The organism is Vibrio sp. CK2-1 (assembly GCF_021726515.1).
Taxonomy (GTDB): domain Bacteria; phylum Pseudomonadota; class Gammaproteobacteria; order Enterobacterales; family Vibrionaceae; genus Vibrio.
On the sequence record NZ_JAKKCJ010000003.1, the window covers coordinates 226,123 to 245,016 of the forward strand.

The 18,894-nt window shown below is 42.1% G+C and carries 19 protein-coding genes and 1 tRNA gene; 15 read left to right on the forward strand and 5 right to left on the reverse strand.

The genetic code is table 11. The features are described 5' to 3' along the window. Positions 1 to 229 precede the first annotated feature (229 nt). The 3 genes from folD to L3V25_RS09715 all read right to left on the reverse strand — a co-directional run bounded on the left by folD (position 230) and on the right by L3V25_RS09715 (position 3,262). A complete protein-coding gene (gene folD / locus L3V25_RS09705) occupies positions 230 to 1,084 on the reverse strand; it encodes a bifunctional methylenetetrahydrofolate dehydrogenase/methenyltetrahydrofolate cyclohydrolase FolD (RefSeq protein ID WP_237295169.1) in 855 nt (284 codons plus the stop codon). Between the two features lie 119 nt (positions 1,085 to 1,203). Next, complete coding sequence (locus L3V25_RS09710) at positions 1,204 to 2,604, reverse strand: sensor histidine kinase (RefSeq protein ID WP_237295170.1); 1,401 nt, start codon at positions 2,602 to 2,604, stop codon at positions 1,204 to 1,206. Beyond that, positions 2,597 to 3,262 (reverse strand): response regulator transcription factor, encoded by a 666-nt coding sequence (locus tag L3V25_RS09715; protein WP_237295171.1) that lies wholly within the window; start codon positions 3,260 to 3,262, stop codon positions 2,597 to 2,599. The genes L3V25_RS09710 and L3V25_RS09715 overlap by 8 nt, the downstream gene beginning before the upstream one ends. 137 nt (positions 3,263 to 3,399) lie before the next feature. Between L3V25_RS09715 and L3V25_RS09720 the strand changes: the two genes are divergently transcribed. The 4 genes from L3V25_RS09720 to L3V25_RS09735 all read left to right on the forward strand — a co-directional run bounded on the left by L3V25_RS09720 (position 3,400) and on the right by L3V25_RS09735 (position 6,639). After that, a complete protein-coding gene (locus tag L3V25_RS09720; protein WP_237295172.1) occupies positions 3,400 to 4,392 on the forward strand; it encodes a tripartite tricarboxylate transporter substrate binding protein in 993 nt (330 codons plus the stop codon). Positions 4,393 to 4,465: 73 nt separating this feature from the next. Continuing rightward, positions 4,466 to 4,918: a tripartite tricarboxylate transporter TctB family protein gene (locus L3V25_RS09725; protein WP_237295173.1), complete on the forward strand. Its 453-nt coding sequence runs from the start codon at positions 4,466 to 4,468 to the stop codon at positions 4,916 to 4,918. Between the two features lie 10 nt (positions 4,919 to 4,928). Further along, complete coding sequence (locus tag L3V25_RS09730) at positions 4,929 to 6,449, forward strand: tripartite tricarboxylate transporter permease (protein ID WP_237295174.1); 1,521 nt, start codon at positions 4,929 to 4,931, stop codon at positions 6,447 to 6,449. Between the two features lie 113 nt (positions 6,450 to 6,562). After that, a tRNA-Arg gene (locus L3V25_RS09735) sits at positions 6,563 to 6,639 on the forward strand. 74 nt (positions 6,640 to 6,713) lie between these two features. On the opposite strand, the gene L3V25_RS09740 is transcribed toward L3V25_RS09735, so the two are convergent. Beyond that, complete coding sequence (locus L3V25_RS09740) at positions 6,714 to 7,256, reverse strand: hemerythrin domain-containing protein (protein ID WP_237295175.1); 543 nt, start codon at positions 7,254 to 7,256, stop codon at positions 6,714 to 6,716. Between the two features lie 221 nt (positions 7,257 to 7,477). Here L3V25_RS09740 and L3V25_RS09745 point away from each other — a divergent pair, with 221 nt between their 5' ends. From L3V25_RS09745 to L3V25_RS09755, 3 genes are all read left to right on the forward strand, one after another. Beyond that, on the forward strand, positions 7,478 to 8,050 hold the full coding sequence (locus L3V25_RS09745; protein ID WP_237295176.1) for a hypothetical protein: 573 nt from the start codon (positions 7,478 to 7,480) through the stop codon (positions 8,048 to 8,050). A 78-nt stretch (positions 8,051 to 8,128) separates the two neighbouring features. Then, a complete protein-coding gene (locus L3V25_RS09750) occupies positions 8,129 to 8,599 on the forward strand; it encodes a GIY-YIG nuclease family protein (RefSeq protein ID WP_237295177.1) in 471 nt (156 codons plus the stop codon). Between the two features lie 51 nt (positions 8,600 to 8,650). Next, complete coding sequence (locus L3V25_RS09755; RefSeq protein WP_237295178.1) at positions 8,651 to 9,070, forward strand: GNAT family N-acetyltransferase; 420 nt, start codon at positions 8,651 to 8,653, stop codon at positions 9,068 to 9,070. Between the two features lie 166 nt (positions 9,071 to 9,236). On the opposite strand, the gene L3V25_RS09760 is transcribed toward L3V25_RS09755, so the two are convergent. Next, positions 9,237 to 9,935 (reverse strand): hypothetical protein, encoded by a 699-nt coding sequence (locus L3V25_RS09760; RefSeq protein ID WP_237295179.1) that lies wholly within the window; start codon positions 9,933 to 9,935, stop codon positions 9,237 to 9,239. A gap of 406 nt (positions 9,936 to 10,341) precedes the next feature. Here L3V25_RS09760 and L3V25_RS09765 point away from each other — a divergent pair, with 406 nt between their 5' ends. The 8 genes from L3V25_RS09765 to L3V25_RS09800 all read left to right on the forward strand — a co-directional run bounded on the left by L3V25_RS09765 (position 10,342) and on the right by L3V25_RS09800 (position 18,879). After that, on the forward strand, positions 10,342 to 11,583 hold the full coding sequence (locus tag L3V25_RS09765; RefSeq protein ID WP_237295180.1) for an aromatic amino acid transporter: 1,242 nt from the start codon (positions 10,342 to 10,344) through the stop codon (positions 11,581 to 11,583). Between the two features lie 174 nt (positions 11,584 to 11,757). Then, positions 11,758 to 12,306, forward strand: coding sequence for a hypothetical protein (locus tag L3V25_RS09770; protein ID WP_237295181.1), 549 nt, complete (start codon positions 11,758 to 11,760; stop codon positions 12,304 to 12,306). Positions 12,307 to 12,438: 132 nt separating this feature from the next. Next, the gene (locus tag L3V25_RS09775; RefSeq protein WP_237295182.1) at positions 12,439 to 13,074 is read left to right on the forward strand and encodes a hypothetical protein; all 636 of its coding nucleotides are present in this window, start codon (positions 12,439 to 12,441) and stop codon (positions 13,072 to 13,074) included. A 139-nt stretch (positions 13,075 to 13,213) separates the two neighbouring features. Then, positions 13,214 to 13,933, forward strand: a complete 720-nt coding sequence (locus tag L3V25_RS09780) for a response regulator transcription factor (RefSeq protein ID WP_237295183.1) — start codon at positions 13,214 to 13,216, stop codon at positions 13,931 to 13,933. A gap of 38 nt (positions 13,934 to 13,971) precedes the next feature. Beyond that, positions 13,972 to 15,417, forward strand: coding sequence for an ATP-binding protein (locus L3V25_RS09785; protein ID WP_237295184.1), 1,446 nt, complete (start codon positions 13,972 to 13,974; stop codon positions 15,415 to 15,417). A 204-nt stretch (positions 15,418 to 15,621) separates the two neighbouring features. Then, complete coding sequence (locus tag L3V25_RS09790; RefSeq protein ID WP_237295185.1) at positions 15,622 to 16,872, forward strand: ABC transporter substrate-binding protein; 1,251 nt, start codon at positions 15,622 to 15,624, stop codon at positions 16,870 to 16,872. A gap of 190 nt (positions 16,873 to 17,062) precedes the next feature. After that, positions 17,063 to 17,968 carry a sugar ABC transporter permease gene (locus L3V25_RS09795; RefSeq protein WP_237295404.1) on the forward strand — a complete coding sequence of 302 codons (906 nt, stop codon included), beginning with the start codon at positions 17,063 to 17,065 and terminating at the stop codon, positions 17,966 to 17,968. Further along, the gene (locus tag L3V25_RS09800; RefSeq protein WP_237295186.1) at positions 17,965 to 18,879 is read left to right on the forward strand and encodes a carbohydrate ABC transporter permease; all 915 of its coding nucleotides are present in this window, start codon (positions 17,965 to 17,967) and stop codon (positions 18,877 to 18,879) included. The genes L3V25_RS09795 and L3V25_RS09800 overlap by 4 nt, the downstream gene beginning before the upstream one ends. Positions 18,880 to 18,894: the final 15 nt, after the last annotated feature.

The window sequence follows — 18,894 nt, forward strand, 5'->3', positions numbered from 1 at the left end:
TCTGAAAAACCAGTAATAAAATAAAAATCTTAGAAAGCAGTGAGTATTCAACTCGCTGCTTTTTTTGTGTCGTTACTCGTCTATATAGATGAATGAGACTGCTGGTGGATGGGATAGATAGGTAAATGATATAGCTGAATAAGCTTTAATGAAATTAGCCTCGCTAGAAAACAAAAACATCCCTTACTGATGACTCAATAAGGGATGTTTTTATTATCGATGAGAGTAATTATTTAGAAAAATTCTCACACGCATACATGGTATTTTCAATTAGGCTTGCTACCGTCATTGGGCCAACGCCACCCGGAACAGGCGTAATGTGGCTGGCATTGTCTTTTGCAACATCGTATTCCACATCGCCAATCAGTTTGCCGTTTTCCATGCGGTTGATACCGACATCGATCACAATCGCGCCTTTCTTAATCCAAGCACCCGGAATAAAGTTTGGTTTACCTACCGCTACCACTAGTAGATCCGCTTGGCGTACATGGCCTTCAAGATCTTTGGTAAAGCGGTGACAGGTAGTGGTTGTACAGCCCGCTAGCAATAATTCTAGTGTCATTGGGCGGCCAACAATATTTGAAGCGCCAACCACGACAGCATGTTTGCCGCGAGTATCAATGTTGTAACGCTCTAGTAGCGTGATAATACCTTTTGGCGTACATGAACGTAGTTTAGGAATACGTTGAGATAAACGGCCTACGTTGTATGGGTGGAAACCATCGACATCTTTTTCAGGGTGGATAGTTTCTAAAACTTTGGTGCTATCAATGCCAGCAGGCAGAGGTAGTTGAACTAGGATGCCATCAATTTCAGGATCATTGTTAAGCTGCTCAACCATATCAAGCAATTCAGCTTCTGTGGTGGTAGTCGGTAAATCATAAGATTTAGAAACAAAGCCTACTTCTTCACAAGCGCGACGCTTACTTCCCACATAAACTTGAGAGGCTGGATCGCTGCCTACTAGTACAACAGCAAGGCCTGGCGCACGTAAACCCGCTTCAACACGAGCCTGAACACGAGCTTTTACTTCCGAACGAACGGTTTGAGATATTAACTTTCCATCAATAATTTGAGCAGTCATGGTTTTCCTTACTATCCTCATTAGACTAGCAGCAGTAGACAACGCGGCGTATTGTCGCAAATAACGTGATCAATATCCATAACGCAAACGTTTGCATTTAAGTTTTATTTATTGATGTTTTATTGAGCAAATCCGTGAAGGCAAACATCCAACCCAGACGAGGCTCGATTAGTAATAGAAAGGTTAGCTTTGTGGTACTCACATATCTGTTCAACGATCGCCAAGCCAATACCACTGCCAATGGTATTTTGATCGAGACGAACATGCCTTTGAGTGAGTAGGGCAATTTTATCTTCAGGTACACCGAGCCCATTGTCGATGATATGTATGCTAACGGTGTTATCCGGTTCTTCTTCAATCTTGAGAATAATCACAGGCTGAAAAGTGGCGGTTTTCTCCGGCATATACTTACTAGCATTCTCAATGAGATTAACCAAAGCGCCTTCTAATAATGTCGAATTCACCTTTCTTAAAATAGGGGGTTCTGGCGCGATAAATTCTATTTCTTGTTTCTTTGCATAAATACTCGGTGCGAGTTGGGCTGCGAGGTTTTGGCATAATTCCGTTAAATTTGTCATCGCATCTTGGCGTTGGCTATTTTGCTGGTGTTTAACTTGGTTGTAAGTCAGTAATTGCTTGATGGTTCTCGTCATATAGTTGATTCGGTTATCAATTTTTTCAATAACACAATTACGCTTATTCTCTTGTGGGCCCGACAGATTGTCATTTGATAATGTCAGTAAGTGAGTTTTGATTTCAGAAAGTGGGGTACGTAGTTGATGAGCTAAGTCGGCATTAAACGATCTCGATTCTTTGAGGACTTTATCTAACTGACAAATTAATCGATTTAATTCGGTCACCAATTCTTGAAGTTCGGTTGGCACATTTGTGGTTATCTTACTCAACTGCGAGTCGGATTTTTTGGATAGCTCGGTTCTTAAATTGGTGAGAGGTGCTAATCCTTTTTTAATGGCCACAAAACAAAAAATGCCAGCGGTGGTACAAAGAAATAGCGCAACAATACCTAGAGTTAATCGTATATCGTTCATTAATGAATCTCTGCCTTGTTGAGATTCCGCGACAACGATGTTTACATTTCCCAAAGAGGTGTTTGTCTGTAATTGCACGGCTTTTAGTGAAGTGCCGGCATAAATAGCGTCGTAAAAGGTCGTCTTTTTCTCAGTTTTATTCTTGAATGGAGCAAGGGCTAGTCCGCGAAATCCTGCTAATTCCACTCCATTTTTTGTCACGATCCGATAAAACACCTTTTCTTGTCGAGCCGTGCTGAGTGTGTCGATAGAAAAATAGTCCATATCCAAACTAATTTTGCCACCTCTAGTGGATAGTCGATTGGCAATATTATGAGCAGTGGCAATTAAGGTATTGTCGTATAAGGTTTGATTCTTTTGTCCGATAAGGTTTGAGCTGACAAAGAAAGTGATTAGGGTAAGCCCAAGTAAAGGCAGAAAAGTCAGCAAATAAAGACGATAAAATAAAGATGAACGGATAGCTTCAATCACTGCTTGGCTCCAATAAATAACCTAAACCTCTAATGGTAATTAAAGATAAGTTTGGAAAGCGCTTACGTAGTCGGCTGATGTAAGTTTCAACAGCAGTTAAGCTGAGCTCATCATCAAACGCTGAAATATGATTAACAATTTGCGCTTTACTCACCACTTTGCCTTGGTTACGAATTAAATAAGTCAGCAGTGATAATTCACGTCGATGAATCGGTATCCACTCTTTATTGCACAGCACTTTTTGTGAGTCTAAATCGACGTCAATATCGCCATAGCTCAAAACATTACTGGTTTGCATGGTCATTCGGCGAACCAAAGCATGAGCGCGCGCAATCAACTCTTCCATCTCAAATGGTTTACATAGGTAGTCATCGGCGCCGCTATTTAACCCTTCGATTTTTTGTTCAAGCTCATCACGAGCCGAAATAATCAACACGGGTGACAGGTTTTGTTTTTGTCGGAGGCTTTGTAGTAACTGCATGCCACTTTTATTCGGTAAACCCAAATCAAGACAGATAAGATCGTAATTTTGATAGTCGAGTAGTTGGTGTGCTTCTAATCCATCGTGGCACACATCGACACAGAATCCTGCATTAGAAAGATGCTCCTGCATAGACTTCGCCAGTGTTTGATTATCTTCTATAACGATAATACGCATGATCAACCTCTAAAAAGTAAACAAAATGTTGCGAGTTTGTGTTCCGTGACAGTTTGATGACAGCTTGCCTAGGTATGTTTAATTCACAAGCGAATGTAACAATAAAAATATCCCTAAAAAAGGACGTGAGGTGGAGAATGTTAAATACAACGATAAATAAAAAATTTGCATCATTAGCAGTACTAGCTTCGGTGATTTGTGCACCGTTTTCTGTTAGTGCTGAAGACTATCCTAAAAAACCAGTTAATGTAGTGGTAGGTTTTGGGGTAGGTGGTAGTGCGGATCGCATGACTCGTAATATGTCGGCTTACATTGGAGAAGAGCTCGGCCAACCAATTAAAGTGATCAACAAAAAAGGGGCAGGTACTCAGATCGCAGCAAACTATGTACTTAACCGCCCTGATGATGGCTACACCGTTTTTGCATCGACGTTTGCCCCGTATCTTTCTAATACCATTTTAAAGGGCAATGCTAGCTATGCGGTTGAAGATTTTAGCTACATCAACTTTCAATGGTTCGATTTTGATCTGATTGCCGTTAACAAAGACAGCAAATACCAAAGCTTAGCGGAGCTATTAACCGCGATAAAAGAAAACCCGAAACAAGTGAGCGCGTCGGTTGTACAAGGCTCAGCAGGGCACTTAATGCTGAAGTTGCTACTTGAAAAAAACAACACCCCACAAGAAAACTTAAACTTGGTGACTTATAACAGCGGCGGTCAATCACGCAGTGCGGTAGCCGGTGGCCAAGTAGATTTCATTTCGATTAGTGCTCAAGGTAGTGAAGGAATTCGAGAGTACATTCGCCCTCTAGCAGTGGTTCGTGGTGAGCGTAGTGATAACTGGGATGCACCAACCATCAATGAAGCATTAAAACCATTAGATGTTGAAGTGCCTGTCCTTGCCGGTTCTATGCGTGGTTTTGCGGTAACAACCGAGTTTAAAAATAAATACCCTGAGCGTTTTAATAAGCTATCGCTAGCGATTCAACATGCGTTGGCGCGTAAAGATGTACAAGAAAACTTGAAAAGTAATGATATTGGCGGCGTTTGGGTTGGACCTGAAAAGTCTGATGAAATGATGAAAGAGAACTTTGATACGTTCAACCAATACAAGCACTTGCTTGACTAACTGAAGTATGGGGAGGACTCGTCGGTCTTCCCATTGTTTGCATTATTTTAAAATTCTTAATGGTAGGCGCTTTATGAGGCTATTCACTCCCAAAATAACCGATGCACTGGTCGTTATCGGTCTTGCCGGTTTTGTCATTTTATATTCCTTATCTGCTTGGCAAGCATCCAGCACACCTGAAAACATGATCTTAATTCTTCCTGTCAGTGTGATTGCGTTAATTCTTTGTGCAATTGAACTCATTCAGCAGGTATTAGGAAAAGCTCAATCAGTTGAAAAAGGCCAACCAGTGAAAGAAGTGGCACCTATTATGGGGCTATTTACGGCTTACGTATTATCACTTGAATGGATTGGCTTTGATGTTGCAACCGTCTTATTTGTTGCTAGTTTTTTATTGGTTCAAGGTGAGCGCCGTTGGGTATGGATTGTTGGGTACAGCATTTGTTTCGGATTAGTTATGTCGGTGTTTTTTGCCCAAATGCTGCCGTACCCAATGCCAATGAGCTTGTTACCAACGGATTATTAAGGATTTAATCATGTTAGATTTTGATGCGATTTTTGCTGGAACAAACTTGGTGTTTTCCTCTTTTGGTCCATGGCTAGTGGTGATTCCTGGGATCATTATTGGTTTGATTTTCGGCGCTATTCCAGGCTTGCAGATCTCGATGGCAATGGCGATATTTTTGCCTGCTACTCTGTATATGGATTTCTTAGAGGCGATGCTTTTCTTAACGGCCATTTTCACCGGGGGCTCGTTCGGTAGTGGTATTCCCGCTATTTTGATGAATATTCCGGGAACCTCGTCGGCGATCGCGACCGCTTTTGATGGCTATCCAATGGCGAAAAAAGGTGAGCATAACAAAGCACTTGGTGTGGCATTAGGTTCTTCGTGTTTTGGGGTTTTATTTGGCTACATCATTTTATTCCTATTGATCCAACCGATATCCGGCTTTGTTTTACAACTTGGGCCGTCGGAAATGTTTATGGTGATCTTATGGGGTATGACATTGATTGCCAGTCTGCGTGGTGATGCAATGGCGAAAGGTTTGTTATCCGGCTTTATCGGACTTTTGATTGGCACGATTGGTTTCTCTGAGGCAGGCGTATTGCGTGGCACCATGGGTAATGAATATTTGCTCGATGGCGTACCTGTGATCCCAGCGATGATGGGCATGTTCGCCGCGTCTGAATTATTTAAACTAGTGAAGACCAACTATTTAGTTGAAAACCAAAGTGCCCGTAAAGTGAGCGTAAAAGAGATTTTATCTGGCTTTAAGAGTGCCTTTGCGCATCCGTGGATCATGCTACGTGGCAGTATCATTGGGGTGTTTGTTGGCGCGGTTCCGGGAGTAGGCTCTTCGGTTTCAAACCTTCTGTCTTATATCGAAACCAAACGTCGTGACAAAGATCCTGAGTCATTCGGTAAAGGTAACCCGAAAGGCGTGATTGCAGCGGAATCTGCTAACTCGACATCGGAAGCCGGTTCAATGGCGACTCTATTAGCTTTAGGTATTCCCGGTGGTGGGGCAACCGCTGTCATGCTAGCGGCATTTGCCATGCATAATATTACCGGTGGCCCACAGTTTATCCGTGAAGAAACCGACGTGGTGTATGCCATCATTATGGCTAACTTCGGACAAGTATTGATTCTATTAGTGCTTGGTCTGCTGTTTATTCCATTGCTTGCCAATGTGGTGAAAGTGCCAATGAACTACCTAATTCCTTCTGTACTTTCCATGGCGGTATTTGGCTCATTTGGGTTAACCGGTAACATCGCTGGCCCTGTAACCGTTCTGGTGTTTGCTTTGCTTGGTTGGGTGTTTAGCCGATTAAATTACTCAGTGCCGGCAGCCGTAATCGGGATCTTACTTGGCGGCATGGCAGAGTCTTCGCTATTACACAGTTATCAAATCAGTGGTGGACAATTAAGTTATGTATTTGATCGCCCAATTACCTTGGTGATTTTAGGATTGTTATTGATTTCACTGTTTGGTGGCAAGGTAACATCGATGCTGACCAAGAAAGCATCCGTAGCAACGGAAGATAAGCTGGCATAATGAGTTCAAGCGATGGGGTTTATGTTGATTGATCTTTTTTTCAGCACTTACACCATGATATGAAATAAAGGCGTTGATCTTATGGGGGCATCTCGTATAATCCTCCACTCAAAGCGCCCTTAGCTCAGCTGGATAGAGCACCTGCCTTCTAAGCAGGTGGTCACAGGTTCGAATCCTGTAGGGCGTGCCATATACAAAGAAACCCCAGATAACTTAATCAGTTGTCTGGGGTTTTTTGCATTCTATCTATAATCTTTTTGCAGCTTAATCAGCCAGCTCTATCGCAGCCGGAAAGAGAATCGTATCTTCTACATGTATGTGATTGATTAAATCTTGGCAAAATTCTTCGCAGACTTTATAGCAACGTTGCCAAGTTTGGCAGGCTTCTTCTGGAGCTTGGAAGTTTTGAGTCACTTGTTGTAATGCCACTACAATTTGATCAGCTTCATTATGCTCATGGGTCATAACGCGGATAGGGTTACCAATGTGACCAAAGCAGGTTTGCTGCGGTGTTTGTGTGGCAAGACCTCTAATCGCTGGGAATAAAATTTGCTCTTCTTTGTATAAATGTGGAGTGAGTTCATTCACTAAAGCATGAATCAAAGGTGTCAGCTTCTGAATAGTCTCAGATTCTTCGCCATGTACTCGTAACAGTTTATCTGCCATTTCAATTAATTGTGGCCCTGTTTCTCGAATATATTGATGGTGAGTAGATTCAATCAAATCAGCAAGTTGATCTGCTGGCATCGATTCTAGTTGGCTTAATTGATCTTGAGTTAGGTTTGTTTTTCCACATTGTAAGCTCATAATATGCTCCATTAATCAGTGCAGTGTTCATCATAACTCTTAAATGAAACATGGCCATCGGCTTTAAGTGGTATTTTAAATGCAACTTAAAGTTGCTTTGATTTAAATCAAAATAAATGGTAACCACTATTGTCCTCGTTGCGATTGTGCTTGGTATGTTAGTTATGGTGAGCTATACGGATTTTTCCATATATTAAATTGTTATGTGATCTGGAGGATTAGTGAATAGAATCGAGCAAATAATCCGTGCAACTGACGTGAAAATTCGCAGAGATATAGATCTAGAGACTACTTGGTCATATAGTGATTATGAGCATATGGTTGAGGAGGCGCTGTCTTATCATTGTCCTAAATATAACATTAGTGACCTTTTAAAACTCCAACTGTCTCAGTTATATCACCAAGGGTACGTTGTTATTGAAAATATTGCAGTCGCTGTTCCTGTCACTTCGGTGTTGTCTGTTCTGGAACGCATTGGTGATATTGGTAACGGTCGGGGTAAACTGAGAAATATATCAAACAAATTAGGCTTTAAGGTATTGCATACTCATTTTGGACAGTCTTCGTTTATTGTTGAAAATTGGACGAATCACGCTAAGCGCACCAAGTTACAAGATCAAAGCTTGGATATCGAAACAATGTACCAATCGTTAATGGAGTCAGTTTCGAGTGATTACAAAACCGGTGAGTGGATTGTCTACAGCAAGCATAATGGTTCGATTACACTTTGGTGTTTGTGGTTGCATAAAGCTGGTGATGAGGCTTTGGTGCGTGAACTTAAAGCACGCACATAACAACGTTTAAGGTAGTATGCGGTAACTTCGGTATTGTGTTGCTCATACCTTAACAGGTCGTTGACTACAAGGAGATATATGGCACTCTATTTTATCATTGAAAATGAAGACTTGATGAATCAAAGAATTAAGATCGGCATTAGTAAAGATCCAGCACAGCGCCTTAAAAATCTTCAAACGGGAAACTCCCGAAGACTAGCTCTAATGGGTTGGATCAACAGCAATAATGATCGGAAGCTAGAAAAAGAATTTCACCAGAAATATAGCGATATTAACGTTATTGGTGAGTGGTTCGAAATAAATCATGAGATAGTTTTAGAACTACTTAAAGAACACAGTTACTGTAGCTACATAGCCAAACAAACTAATGCTGGTGGACTGATAGGTCATGATAGGGATGGTATTCCAGAGTATATGGATACTTGGGAATGGGCATCACTAGATATTTCAGAATTTTGCCCTGAATGTGGTAGTGGTCTAGGGCTTAGTTACAATGAAAATTACGGTGGTGAACGGTGTCTACAATGTGGGTTCACGGTGCCGTCGTAACCCTATAAACAACATCGCCTTATAAGCAAATCCAGCCTAAGAGGGTGAAAAATGGAAATTGAGTACAAAGTAAACCAACCGATATCAGTTGCACAATTTGTGAATTTGCTAAAGAAAACATCGCTTGGTGAACGTAGGCCACTAGAAAATGAAGCAACAATTAAAGGCATGCTTGAAAACTCGAATCTAATTGTTACTGCATGGATAAAAGATCAGCTTGTTGGTGTGGCTCGTTCTGTGACAGATTTTCATTATTGCTGTTATTTATCAGATCTAGCGGTTGATGAAAGTGTTCAATCTAGTGGTATTGGTCAATACCTTATCTTGGTTACTAAAGAAGAGTTGAGTCCCAGTTGTAAGGTGATTCTACTGTCAGCTCCTCAGGCTCAAGGCTATTATCCAAAAATTGGCTTTGAGCCTCATAATAGTGCTTGGGTTTTATCCAATGTTGAACAGTTAAAAATGAGTTAGTTTAAGTCTATCGATTGCCTTAACTTAACCCAAAAGAATCCAGCGTAAACTGAAACAACTCGGCTTGTTGCTTGACGAGTCGTGTCATATACAAAGAAACCTCAGATAATTTAATCAGTTGTCTGAGGTTTTTGTGTTTAAGTAGTATGGAATTAAAACCAGTTCTTTATGTGTTGAATATTTCAGGCATCAGACAAGCCGTAACTTTTTCATCTTTATATATTACCGATTCTAATAATTTTCCGCCTTCAATTTTAATCGGTGGAAGTTTCATTGCTTTCATGTCATCTAACGTGTAATACCAACCCAATGTTTGTTTGCTTTTTTGGCAGGTATTGAATTTGGTTTGTCCATAAGTTGTAATATTGATGGCAACATCCATATCTTGTAAAAATTGATATTCTTTACCTCTTAGTCGTTCCAGATAAGGGTAAAAGTCATCCCACTGGCTATTAGGAATACTTTGTTTCCATATAGCATTACTTTGTCTTGCCCCTCCATGCCAACCTAATAGAGTGTCTTTTTTAATAGTGATGCTGTGGGCTGCCGGTAATAAATAGTTGGCACAGGCAGAAAAGCACAGTTGGGTAATGATTAAATCAAGATTATTTTCTTTGATGAAATAGCCTAACTCTATACCCGGTTCAATCATTCCACCTGGACTGGTGATTTGTAATTTCGTGATTTTCGTTGGGCTGTTTCTGGCGATGCGTTGTGCGGTTAATACGCCATCTCCAGAGATTATGCCGTTATAAATAAGCATGTCATCTTTGAGGCTAATCTGTGGGAAGGGAAATGGTTTAGGAAGTTGGCTCGTACAGGCAGTGAGAAATAGTAAGAGACCGATTAATATTGTCATGCGCATAAGAGCTCTCCAGTAAGTCTAAATAAATTGGCTAGATTTATACTATTTCTAGAAGCTGGTTAGGTAATAAATTTAAATATCAATTGGTTATGTTTTATTTGTTTGAATACAAGTCTTACTGGAATGTAATTGATATTTTTACTGTTTACCCAAGAGGCGATATTATCTGCGTTCAAATCTTAATCAGATCTTCTTTTAATTCACAAAATCACGACATTGTATCAGCTAACTAGTTTACTAGTCTGGTTGTTATCGCTATGATGAGCGCATACATCAGCACAGAACTTGGTTGCCTTTCTTTTTGAATACCGTTTTCGGCCAACTTCCTATCTTCTTCGCTTGATGCTTGTTTGTTTTTAAGGGGTACAGGATGTACTTGCTTAATTTAGCGTAAAGAGAATCTATTATGACTACCGTTACAACAACGACAACAACGAAACAGCCTTCATTGGTGGGGGGCGCTTGTATTATTGCAAGTGTCTGTGTTGGTGCAGGTATGCTTGGGCTGCCGAGTGCAGGAGCTGGCGCATGGACGGTTTGGTCTGTACTGGCGATTGCTTTAACCATGGCGGTAATGACGGTGTCGGGTTGGTTATTGCTAGAAGCATTTAAGCATTACGATTTGAATGTGTCGTTTAATACGGTGACATCCGATTTATTAGGTGAAAAGGTGAATGCCTTTAATAACTTAACGGTGTATTTCGTGGGTGGGATTCTACTTTATGCCTACACCACATCGTTTGGATTGATTCTACAAGGCTCACTTGGGCTGGAAAGTAAAACGGCATCGGTGTTGTTTGTGTTTATTGCTTCTAGCGTAGTGTGGCATTCAACTCGCGCGGTAGACCGTATTTCAGTGGTGCTAATTTGTACCATGCTGCTAAGTTTTGTTTTTGGTGTGTTTGGTTTAACTGTTCATGTCGATTTCTCTTTATTGATGGATGCGGCAAACCAGCAAGGTGAATACGCTAAATACGCCATGGCATTGCTGCCGATAGCTTTAACCTCATTTGGTTATCATCACTCTGTTGCTTCGATGCGTGCTTATTATGGCGAAGAACGTAAAGCCAAATATGCGATTCTAGGCGGGACTTCAATTGCTTTATTCTTATATGTGATTTGGTTGGTGAGCATTTTTGGTCACTTATCTCGAGATTCATTTGGTCCGGTGATCGAGCAAGGCGGTAATGTTGACGTACTACTGGGCGCACTAGGTACCGTAGTGGCATCCGATAAAGTCTCGCAAGCGATTAATATCTTCTCGGTGTCTGCGATTTTATCCTCCTTCATTGGGGTCGGTTTAGGGGTGTTTGATTACATTGCTGACTTATTCCGCTTTGATAACCGCAGCAAATCAGGCCGTACTAAAACTTGGGCGGTGACTTTCATGCCACCTCTAGTGCTATCGTTATTGTTCCCATTTGGTTTTATTTTAGCCATTGGTTACGCAGGCGCGGCAGCAACAGTGTGGACTTGTATCATTCCAGCATTGCTTGTATTGAAAGCTCGCCAACGCAAAGGCGCAGAGCAGGGCTTTGTGGTTGCAGGCGGTAAAGTGATCCCATACGCAGTGTTACTATTTGGTGTGGCGACCGCGGTGTTCCACTTCTTGGCCATGCTAGATATTTTGCCTGTATTCAAAGGCTAATGCTGAAAGGCGAATTGAGTCTGGTTTATTAGAAATAACATTAACCCTCAGTGTGAAAGTGCTGGGGGTTTTGTTTTATCGAAAAAAGAGATTTGGATGATAGCTTTGAAATCTGCATCTTAAAGTCACTTGGGTATATACTCTGAATGTAATTTTGTTATGAAGGAATAAACAATGGCTCGTATTGGAATGGTGATTCAGGCGGTATTAGCCGCGTCGATTTTTTATCTGGGGTATACCATTTATAGCTTCACTTCTACGGTAAATACGGTAGTCGATAGGTACCCCGAGATGCTGACGGAAATTTCAAATACTGCGCAAACATTGAAAATCGATCAGTGGCTTGAGGTAGCAGATAAGTTTGCCACCATCACACCGGATGCCGTGAAAACCGCGCAAGATATCAATAAGACTATTGGTGAAGTGAATACTACGGTAGGTGAGGTCAATAAAACCGCCTCTGCAATCAATACGAATATTCCAAGTGTATTGGCTGAAGTGAAAGCGATTCGGACACAGGCGCTTCCTGGTGTTTTAAAAGAATCAGCTCAACTGCGTCAAGATGTGCCGCCTATGTTAGCCAAAGTAGATGAGCTGATGGATAAAAGTGAAGAGCTATCCAAACAAGCGGCGCAAGGGGCAGTAAAAGGGGTAATTTTATCGCCAATCGATTTATTAAAAGATGCCGGAAGCGGTATTAAATCTCGAGTGAAAGATGAGTAACAAATCTGCACTGTTATATTTTTAAGTGATGCTGAAAAATATCATGACAAGATCCCACCTAGTTCCGATTAGGTGGGATTTTTAATTGGGTATAATTAAGGTACAGTGAAGAAGTATTCTAGGAGAGTTATTATGCTATCGGTATTCAAAAAAATAGTCTTCAAAAAAACAGCCTTCAAAAAAAGTCAGTGTATTTTAGTTAGCTTGCTGGTTGCGATATTAGCTGGCTGTTCTTCTTCTTCATCTGTTCCTTCTACCTCAACTAATTACTATTACACCGATAGCTGGTGGCATGATGATTTCTGGTTTTATCAAGATCATGTTTATCCTGATTGTTGTCACACTGATGGTGAGTTTAAGCAAGTTGTCGAGAATTGGTGGCATACGCTTGATCCTGAAAAACAAGATCAGATTAAAGATAAGATTGATGGCTGGAAAGAGGGCGATGGCCCAGATATCCCCGCATTGAAAAAAGATTTTAATCAGAAGTTTGAGTCACTGCCGGAAGATAAGCAGCAAGCGATAATGGAAAAGCGTGAAGCGGTACGCCAGAAAGTGTCGGATACTCAGCTCACCACCGAGCAAAAACAAACGCTGCAAACTAAATGGAAAAGTAAACAAAGGCCCACTTTAGATCGTGCACCGAATAAGCCGGTTACTCGACCTGCAACAAGACCAACTACTCGACCAGCAATTCGCCCTAATATTAGAAGTGGTAATTTTGGAGGAAGAACGGGTGGGGGAAGGCTAGGGGGCGCAAGGCGTTAGTTGCTACCCTAGACTTAGGTCAAGTTATTACAACCTATCTTGAGGAATTCCTCGCCTTGAGAACTGATTGTTACTATTGTGTTAACAAATGCCTTTGCCAATGGAATAAGCAAAGTATAAACACTTAGGTTGTAGGGAAATGACGCAGAAATATAAGCATATATTAGTCGTGGATGATGATGAGGAGATCCGAGAGTTACTTGATGAGTATTTAAGTAAGATGGGGTTTGTTGTCTCGACGGTCAATGATGGTGATGAAATGCGTGATTATATTGCGCAGCATAGCTATCCCGATCTATTACTGCTCGATGTCATGCTACCTGGCGAAGATGGCTTTAGCTTATGCCAGCATGTTCGTAAGCATTCTAATGTGCCAATTATTATGCTGACCGCGGTATCCGATGAAGCCGATCAAATTGTCGGTCTGGAAATTGGTGCCGATGATTATATCGCCAAGCCGTTTAGCCCTAGGCAGCTTATGGCGAGAATTAAAGCGCTGTTACGCCGCACTCATATTGATGAACAAGCCAACCCTAGTGTGATCTCATTTGGTGATTGGAAACTAGATACTCTTTCTCACACCGCTTATCACACCGAAACACAAGAAAAAATTGAATTGTCAGGCAGTGATTTTTCGCTCTTGATGCTATTTTTGTCTCGCCCCAATGAAGTACTCGATCGCGATACTATTTCCTATGAAATCAAAGGCCGTGAAGCTTTGCCACTTGAACGTGGAATTGATGTACAACTAAGTCGCTTACGCCAACGTTTAGGCGATACTGGCAAGCAGCACAAATACATTAAAACCATGCGAGGTAATGGTTATATTTTTACCGCGCCAGTGCATTATGGTCAGTAATCTCATGATGTATTTTCAGTCTAGGGTGGCGTAGTCGCATGCGCTATTTTTGGAAGTCTCAATCCTTAGTTGCACGTACACTCATGCTCACGCTATTAACTGTAGTGCTTGCTCAAGGTATCTCGACCGCCATTTGGTATACCAATTCTCGTCAGCAAGAAGAGGCGGGAATTAAAACCACTACAGTGAGTATGGCGTCATTATTTGCCTCTACCGTATCTTATTTTCAAGCGCTACCGGTGAACTATCGTCATGTGATCATGGAGCAATTACGCAAAATGGGCGGCACGCGATTTTTCGTGTCGTTTAATCATGAGTACCTTGATATTCAACCGATTAACGATAGCCGCTTAAAACAAGTGGCAATAAATTCAATGGCTGAAGCGCTTGGCGATAAGTTGAATAATGTTCGTTCGATTCATGTGGAATTCTCTAAGCCGGAACAGCTAAAGATTTTAAAAAACGATATTTATTTAAGTGATCTCCCTAAATCCTGGGCGCACTATACTCTGACGCTAGAGCCATTGGATCCGCCGATTATGGTAGTGCAAATTGAGCTTGAATCGGATGAATGGATTTATATTGCCGCGCTATTACCGCCACCTTACAACACGTTAGAAGACACGATTTTACCGCCATCTCAATGGTTGTATTTGCTTCTTTCTACTGCCTTATTGCTGCTTTTTAGCTACTTTATGATCCGTCGTCAGGTGCGACCTTTACGTAACTTGGCCAGAGCGGCTAATCAGATGAGTATTGATGGCGAACAGTCACCTTTACCAGAAGAAGGCGCGAATGAGGTCGTGACCGCAACCCTTGCGTTTAATCGTATGCAGCAACGTATTCGTCATTATGTGATGGATCGAGAGCAGCTGTTTTCAGCGATTTCTCATGATCTTAAAACTCCGATTACTCGCTTACGTTTAAGAGCGGAACTACTAGAAAATGACGTAAAGCGCGCCAAGTTTAATCAAGATTTAGATGAGCTCGAAATGATGGTTAAAGGGGCACTACAGTGTGTGCATGACACTGAGTTGCATGAAAACTCAAACCTCGTCTATCTCAATGAACTGTTGCTTGCGGCGGCAGAGACCCATAATGTTCATCACACTAAAGTTACCTTACCTAAAGAGACTATCGCTCCAGTATTAGGCAAGCCGTTAGCCTTAAAGCGAGTGATGACTAATCTAGTCGATAATGGGGTCAAATATGGCAATAGCCTCAATATTACTTGCCAGCAAACTCAAGATTATGTGGAACTCAATTTTGTCGACCAAGGCTCTGGAATCCCAGAAACCCAATTAGAATCGGTGTTTGAGCCTTATGTTCGGTTAGCCAAAGATAAAGAAGGGCACGGTTTAGGTCTGGGTATTTGCCGTAATATTTTGCATGCTCATGGCGGCACTATTCATATTCGAAATGCCCCTAATGCCGGTTTACATGTTCAAGTGATCTTGCCGTTTAATACTCAACTCCCCCAGTAGATTTGTAGTGAATCATAGTGACAAAACTCACATGTAACACATTTGTTACAGTGGTGTTACCTTTCGTGCCGATGCTCTTACCACTCTTTGCATATAGTGATGTTAAGCCAAACCACTGCTGGGCCAATTAGGATGATTTACGGTGTCTGGCTCTAATCCAATAAGCAATAACCAACAACCAATAACTAAACATGGACGATGACGATGAATACAATGAAAAAAAGTCTTCTTACCCTTGCGCTGCTTTCTACATCACAACTATCTCAAGCGGGGGAAGTCGAAGTACTTCACTGGTGGACTTCAGGCGGTGAAGCGAAATCGGTCGCGGTACTTAAAGAGATGATGGAAAAAGATGGTCACTCTTGGAAAGATTTCGCGGTAGCCGGTGGTGGTGGTGAAAGTGCCATGACAGTGCTGAAAACTCGCGCGGTATCGGGTAACCCTCCGGCTGCGGCGCAAATGAAAGGTCATAACATTCAAGAATGGGCAGACTTAGGCTTTTTAACCAACCTTGATGATGTGGCTAAGCAAGGTGATTGGGATGGTATCTTGCCGAAAGTCGTTGCGGATACTGCGAAATATGAAGGTCACTATGTGGCGGTACCCGTCAATGTACACCGTGTAAACTGGCTATGGGCGAACAAAGCGATTTTTGATAAAGAAGGCTTGAAAGTACCGGCCTCTTGGGATGAATTTTTTAAAGTGGGCGATAAGTTAAAAGCCGACGGTATTATTCCTTTAGCTCACGGCGGTCAGCCTTGGCAAGATGCGACATTATTCGAAGCGATTGCACTTGAGAAGCTAGGTAACGCAGATTACAACAAAGCCTTTGTCGAGCTAGACCAAGATGTATTATCGGGCGATAAAATGGTTGAGGCTTTCACTACCTTTAAAAAGGTTCGTGACTATATCGATAGTAACTCGCCAGGTCGAGATTGGAACGTTGCCACATCAATGGTAATTAATGGCCAAGCGGCAATGCAAGTGATGGGCGACTGGGCGAAAGGTGAATTCAGCGCGGCCAATAAACAGCCGGGTACCGACTATACTTGTTCACCAACACCGGGCACTTCTGATTCATTTACCTTCAACGTGGATAGCTTTGCCTTCTTCCAAATTAAAGATAAAGAGAATCAAAAAGCGCAGCAAGATTTGGCGAAAACCATTTTGTCTAAACCTTTCCAAGAAGTTTTTAATTTGAATAAAGGCTCGATTCCGGTTCGTCTAGATATGGATATGTCGAAGTTTGATCAATGTGCCTTAGATTCGATGGCAGCATTTAAAGCAACGGCGGATACAGGTGGTTTAGTACCAAGTATGGCGCATGGCATGTCCACAACCAGCTATGTACAGGGCGCGATGTTTGATGTGATCACTAACTTCTTTAACGATAAAGATGCCGATCCAAAAGCGGCGGCTGAGAAACTCGCGAAAGCGGTTAAAGCGGCTCAATAACCCTTCTTAAATATAAATCTCACTGAACTTAGGCTGCGTGTGAATTCACGTAGCCTAGATAACCTTTGCCTAAAATTCATTCAATTGCATTTTAGGTATGGATGTAAACAAAGGATCGGTTATGGACAACGCTTTCGATTCCACTAAGCATCAACCTCACGAAAGGGGCGGTGCTCAATCAGGCTCAGCCATGCCTACTCGGCGAGCCGCGCCAAAACTTAAATTGGCAGATAGGCTGCAACATTGGCTGCCTAAAATTGTACTAGCACCTACCTTGGTGATTACCGTGGTGTGCATCTATGGCTACATTATTTGGACAGGGGCTTTATCGCTCACCAATTCTCGCTTTTTACCTAGCTTTAATTTCACTGGCTTTGGCCAATATGCCAAGTTGATGGAAAACGACCGCTGGATCACCTCGATCACTAACTTAGGTATTTTCGGGCTGTTATTTCTAGCCATTGTGATTGTATTAGGGGTAGGGCTGGCAATATTCCTTGATCAAAATATCCGTAATGAAGGGGTGATTCGCAGTATTTACCTCTACCCAATGGCGCTGTCATTTATTGTCACAGGTACCGCTTGGAAATGGATATTAAATCCCGGCCTTGGCATTGAAAAAATGGTACGAGATTGGGGCTTTACAGACTTCACATTCGACTGGATTGTTGACTCGGATATGGTGGTTTATACCTTAGTCATCGCTGCGGTTTGGCAATCATCCGGCTTTGTGATGGCGATGTTTCTAGCTGGGCTTCGCGGTATCGATTCTTCAATTATTAAAGCGGCGCAAATTGATGGTGCCAGTCTGCCGCGTATTTACTGGAGCATTGTGATGCCATGCTTGCGCCCAGTGTTTTTTAGCGCGGTGATCATAACTTCACATATCGCGATAAAAAGCTTCGATTTGGTCACAGCCTTGACCGCAGGTGGGCCTGGTTATTCCTCTGATTTACCCGCGCTATTTATGTATGCCTATTCATTTACCCGTGGTCAAACCGCATTAGGTTCGGCGAGTGCCATGATGATGTTGGCTGGGATATTAGCCATTTTAGTGCCGTACCTGTATTCAGAATTAAGGGAGAAGAAGTCATGATGGCCCAAAATCTGAAACTTCAAAACCGAACGTCTCAACCTAAGAAAACCAATTATTTTAATTCCAAGCGAGTCGGACGCATCGCGATTTACAGCTTGCTGCTTTTTTTCTGCGTGCTGTATTTGATGCCGCTGTTTGTCATGGTGATCACTTCATTTAAAAGCTTGGGCGATATTCGTACCGGTAACCTAATGTCGCTGCCGACTGAGTGGGTTTTCGATGCATGGCATAAAGCTTGGTCGACATCTTGTACTGGCGTGAAATGTGAAGGGATCAAAAGTTATTTCTGGAACTCCTTTCAGATGGTGATTCCAGCGGTAGCGATTTCAACACTGATGGGCGCCTTTAATGGTTATGTGATCAGCAAATGGCAGTTCAGAGGATCCAACCTACTGTTTAGCTTATTGCTATTTGGCTGCTTTATTCCTTTTCAGGTGGTGTTACTTCCAATGGCGGCAACGCTAGGTTTCTTTGGTTTAGCAAACACGACAACAGGCTTAGTTTTCGTCCATGTTATTTATGGATTGGCCTTTACCACGCTATTTTTCCGTAACTTTTATGTTGGGGTTCCTGATGAATTGGTCAAAGCGGCTAAGTTAGATGGCGCGGGGTTCTTTACTATCTTCTTCCGCATCATGTTGCCGCTTTCTACTCCTATCATCATGGTGACGGTGATCTGGCAATTTACTTCAATTTGGAATGATTTCTTGTTTGGTGTGGTGTATTCCGGTTCGGAAACTCAGCCGATTACCGTGGCGCTTAACAACTTAGTCAACACTAGTACCGGGGTCAAAGAATATAACGTTGATATGGCTGCCGCCATTATTGCTGCATTGCCGACTTTGTTGGTCTATGTCGTGGCAGGGAAGTATTTCGTGAGAGGGCTGACTGCTGGTTCCGTGAAGGGATAGCGGAAACACAAAGCC

Bases quoted from the DNA above. Each gene is read 5' to 3' on its own strand.
- folD (WP_237295169.1), bottom strand. From the start codon at position 1,084: ATGACTGCTCAAATTATTGATGGAAAGTTAATATCTCAAACCGTTCGT.
- L3V25_RS09715 (WP_237295171.1), bottom strand. From the start codon at position 3,262: ATGCGTATTATCGTTATAGAAGATAATCAAACACTGGCGAAGTCTATG.
- L3V25_RS09720 (WP_237295172.1), top strand. From the start codon at position 3,400: ATGTTAAATACAACGATAAATAAAAAATTTGCATCATTAGCAGTACTA.
- L3V25_RS09725 (WP_237295173.1), top strand. From the start codon at position 4,466: ATGAGGCTATTCACTCCCAAAATAACCGATGCACTGGTCGTTATCGGT.
- L3V25_RS09730 (WP_237295174.1), top strand. From the start codon at position 4,929: ATGTTAGATTTTGATGCGATTTTTGCTGGAACAAACTTGGTGTTTTCC.
- L3V25_RS09740 (WP_237295175.1), bottom strand. From the start codon at position 7,256: ATGAGCTTACAATGTGGAAAAACAAACCTAACTCAAGATCAATTAAGC.
- L3V25_RS09750 (WP_237295177.1), top strand. From the start codon at position 8,129: ATGGCACTCTATTTTATCATTGAAAATGAAGACTTGATGAATCAAAGA.
- L3V25_RS09755 (WP_237295178.1), top strand. From the start codon at position 8,651: ATGGAAATTGAGTACAAAGTAAACCAACCGATATCAGTTGCACAATTT.
- L3V25_RS09760 (WP_237295179.1), bottom strand. From the start codon at position 9,935: ATGCGCATGACAATATTAATCGGTCTCTTACTATTTCTCACTGCCTGT.
- L3V25_RS09765 (WP_237295180.1), top strand. From the start codon at position 10,342: ATGACTACCGTTACAACAACGACAACAACGAAACAGCCTTCATTGGTG.
- L3V25_RS09770 (WP_237295181.1), top strand. From the start codon at position 11,758: ATGGCTCGTATTGGAATGGTGATTCAGGCGGTATTAGCCGCGTCGATT.
- L3V25_RS09775 (WP_237295182.1), top strand. From the start codon at position 12,439: ATGCTATCGGTATTCAAAAAAATAGTCTTCAAAAAAACAGCCTTCAAA.
- L3V25_RS09780 (WP_237295183.1), top strand. From the start codon at position 13,214: ATGACGCAGAAATATAAGCATATATTAGTCGTGGATGATGATGAGGAG.
- L3V25_RS09785 (WP_237295184.1), top strand. From the start codon at position 13,972: ATGCGCTATTTTTGGAAGTCTCAATCCTTAGTTGCACGTACACTCATG.
- L3V25_RS09790 (WP_237295185.1), top strand. From the start codon at position 15,622: ATGAATACAATGAAAAAAAGTCTTCTTACCCTTGCGCTGCTTTCTACA.
- L3V25_RS09795 (WP_237295404.1), top strand. From the start codon at position 17,063: ATGCCTACTCGGCGAGCCGCGCCAAAACTTAAATTGGCAGATAGGCTG.
- L3V25_RS09800 (WP_237295186.1), top strand. From the start codon at position 17,965: ATGATGGCCCAAAATCTGAAACTTCAAAACCGAACGTCTCAACCTAAG.